At 60.8% G+C, this 3,158-nt stretch carries 2 protein-coding genes and 1 pseudogene; all 3 read left to right on the top strand.

Translation table 11 applies throughout. The features are described from left to right. Positions 1-342: pseudogene (locus HF921_RS07255) on the top strand (pyridine nucleotide-disulfide oxidoreductase); the annotation flags it as partial. Positions 343-402: 60 nt separating this feature from the next. Further along, a complete protein-coding gene (locus HF921_RS07250; RefSeq protein WP_215893588.1) occupies positions 403-1,263 on the top strand; it encodes a DUF1641 domain-containing protein in 861 nt (286 codons plus the stop codon). 125 nt (positions 1,264-1,388) lie between these two features. Beyond that, positions 1,389-3,158 (top strand): glycoside hydrolase family 15 protein (locus HF921_RS07245; protein ID WP_215893587.1); only part of this gene is annotated, 1,770 nt, incomplete at its 3' end.

The raw sequence follows: 3,158 nt of genomic DNA, 5'->3' as shown, positions 1-3,158 counted from the left end.
GCGGCCGCCATCACCGTGCCCAAGCTTGGCGGCATTGGCCATGCCCAGTGCGCGATCGTGGCCAGACAGATCGCCAGGGATCTGGGCAAAATGGCGGCGGCAGAAGCCGACAAGCCGCTGGAGCCCGTGGTCTACTGCATCGGTGACATGGGCAACAACCAAGCCTTCTATATTCGTTCCAACAGCTGGTTTGGCGGTCCGGATCAGGTCCTGAAAATGGGCCATATGCCCTTCCTGCTGAAGATGCAGTACAAAAACCTCTTCTTTAAGAATAAGGGCAAGATGCCGGAGTGGGGGTTGGATGTCTCTCAACTGCTTGCCGAGAAACTCTTCGCGGCCTGACGCAAGGGGGGAGCTACGGCCCCCCTGTTGATCCGCGAGCACAGCATAAGGAGACAGCATATGGCAGCACAACCGAAAGACGCTTTTATTCCCTCTTTAACCCCCGAGCAATGGGTGGGGCTCGCCCGCCTGGGCGATCTCGCCAATGGCGCCGAGCAGTTCATGGGTGGCCCGGCGGGCACCTTGCCCATGGCAATGGCACTACGTGCCGGTCAATGGAACGAGCGTTTTGATCTGGATGGCGGGATTGAGGAAATTCTGGAAACCATGAAGGCCTTGCGCAAGGCTGGCGCCTTCAAACTTATCAGTGAAAACGCCGCTTTTGTGACCGAAAGCCTGCAACTCCTGGCACCACTGGCACCCAAAATTCTCGAAACCCTGCACACCCTCCCGGTCACCGAATGGCTAGCGGCACTGCACATGCTGGGCAACCTGCTGTCGCGCGTGGATGATGTCCTGACCTTCCTCAAGGGACCGGCCGGTAACGCGCTGGTAACCAGACTCAAGGAACTCGGCGACCTCTGGGAAGAGACCTCGGCGGATACCACCATTGTCGAAGCCTTGCGCTTGCTCAAGCAATTGCAGGAGGACGGCAATCTGCATCGTGTAGCCGACATCAGCCGTCAGATCGGGCTCATGACGGAGACCATCGACATCGAGTCCTTGATCGGTTCGTTCATCGAACTCAGCAGAAACAGTCCGCTCCCGGCTCTCGTCGCTAGCCTGATGCACGGCGGCAAGGCAATGACTCAGGCCCTTGCCGAAGCCACCGAACATGAGCCCAAAGACCAGGCGGGCGGCATCGCCGGGCTCTACCACATGCTCAAAGATCCCAATGTACAGCGTGGCATCCGGGTCTTGGCAACCCTGCCGGCTTATCTGGAAAAAGCAGGGGTATTACCAAAACACACCGCGGGGTAACCTGCGGACGGGACGTCAGGCAACGACTATTAACGGCGCGGTCTGTCGCCGCAGGCGGACTGGCTGATCGGACCTGACGCCCTGAATAGCCTTGGGCAATACAGTCACCACATCAGGAGCGGATCATGGATAACATCAGCAAAGCGCCCCGTGCCACTTGGCGCCACCCCGTCTGGTCGACCGCGCAGAAGTCCTGTGTGGGCACGGCGCTGGGCAATGGGAAACTCTGGTTCACCACCGGCAAGGGTATCGTCACCGAAGTATTCTACCCGCGCATCGACATCCCCCAGATCCGCGACCTCGGCTTTATCATCGCCGATGGCCAGGGATTCTGGCAGGAGTTGAAAACGCTGCCGGAACCACAACTGGAGTTGGAGGATCCCCGCATTCCCCTGCCGGTCATTCGCCATCATCATGAGCGCTTTGATTTCACCCTGAAAATCTGCGCCGATCCGGAGCGCGATGTGCTTTTGCTGGACTTCCTGCTGGAAGGCGATGCGGCGCTGCGGCCTTATCTGCTCTGCGCCGCCCGTCTCGGTGAAGATGCCGAAAACAATCGTGCCTGGGTGGATGATTGGGAGGGTCGACCGGTACTTTGGGCGGAACAGGGTCCATTTGGACTGGCCCTCGCCTGTCGCAACGCTGACGGCTATCCGGCGTTGGAACACCGCTCGGTGGGCGAGGTTGGCAATAGCGATCTTTGGCAGGATTTTCACCAGAACGGGCGGATGCGGTGGGATTATCAGGAGGCCGGCCCGGGTGAGGTCGCACTCGCCAGTCGCCTGCCCCGGCAGGGCACGCTGGCCTTAGGTCTTGGCACGAGCAAAGAAGCCGCCGCCACCAACGCCTGGTCCTCCCTGGCCGAAGGCTTTCAGAGTTGCGCTGCAGGCTACGGTACCGGCTGGAATGTCTGGCACCAACGCCATCCGACCCCGCGCAGCTTCGCCAGCAAGTTGCCCGCGGCGGCCAACGCCCTCTATGTTCGCTCGGCCACCGTCCTCAAGGTGCACGAAGACCGCACCTTTCCCGGTGCCCTGGTCGCCAGCCTCTCGATACCCTGGGGCGAGGCCAGTGACAGTCGCGGCGGCTATCACCTGGTCTGGTCACGGGATTTGGTAGAAAGCGCCGGGGCGTTGGTGGCTATGGGAGCCACGACCGAGGCGCGACAGGTACTCACTTACCTGATCAGCACCCAGCAAGCCGACGGTCACTGGTTGCAGAATCAATGGCTGGGCGGCAAACCCTTCTGGCAGGGTGTGCAACTGGATGAAACCGGATTTCCCGTGCTCCTGGCCTCTCTGCTGCGCCAGTATAAGGCGTTAAACGATGTTGCCGTCACCGATATGATCACTCGTGCCCTGCGCTTCATCGTCCACGAAGGACCCGTGACCGGGCAGGATCGCTGGGAAGAGGACGGTGGCGTCAATCCCTTCAGCCTGACCGTCGCCATTGCCGCGTTGGTCGAGGGCGCGGACTTCCTCGGCGGCAAAGCCAGCGACTGTGCCCTGATGCTGGCCGATTATTGGAATGCCCGACTGGAAGAGTGGACTTTCGTGCGTGGCACGGACCTTGCGGAACGCTTCCAGGTGCCCGGTTACTATGTGCGTATTACCCCTGCGGACGTCCTGGTGCAGGATGGCGCCCAAAATGAGTGGGTGCTCATCAAAAATCGGGCCCACGACCCCCACCTGCCCGCCAGTGAACAGGTGGCCAATGACTTCCTGCAACTGGTGCGCTACGGACTGCGCAGCGCCGATGATCCACATATCGTGGCGTCGGTCAAAGTCATGGACGGCGTGCTCAAGACCGATACCCCAAGCGGCCCGGTCTGGCACCGCTACAACGGGGATGGTTACGGCGAGCACGCCGATGGCAGCCCATTCGATGGCACTGGC

It is taken from the genome of Acidithiobacillus ferriphilus (assembly GCF_018854775.1).
In the GTDB taxonomy this organism is placed as follows: Bacteria; Pseudomonadota; Gammaproteobacteria; order Acidithiobacillales; family Acidithiobacillaceae; genus Acidithiobacillus; species Acidithiobacillus ferriphilus.
This window is presented reverse-complemented; position numbering and strand designations above follow the sequence as displayed.

What these genes read in the sequence shown, in the direction of transcription:
- HF921_RS07250 (WP_215893588.1), top strand. Translation starts at nt 403, where the DNA reads ATGGCAGCACAACCGAAAGACGCTTTTATTCCCTCTTTAACCCCCGAG.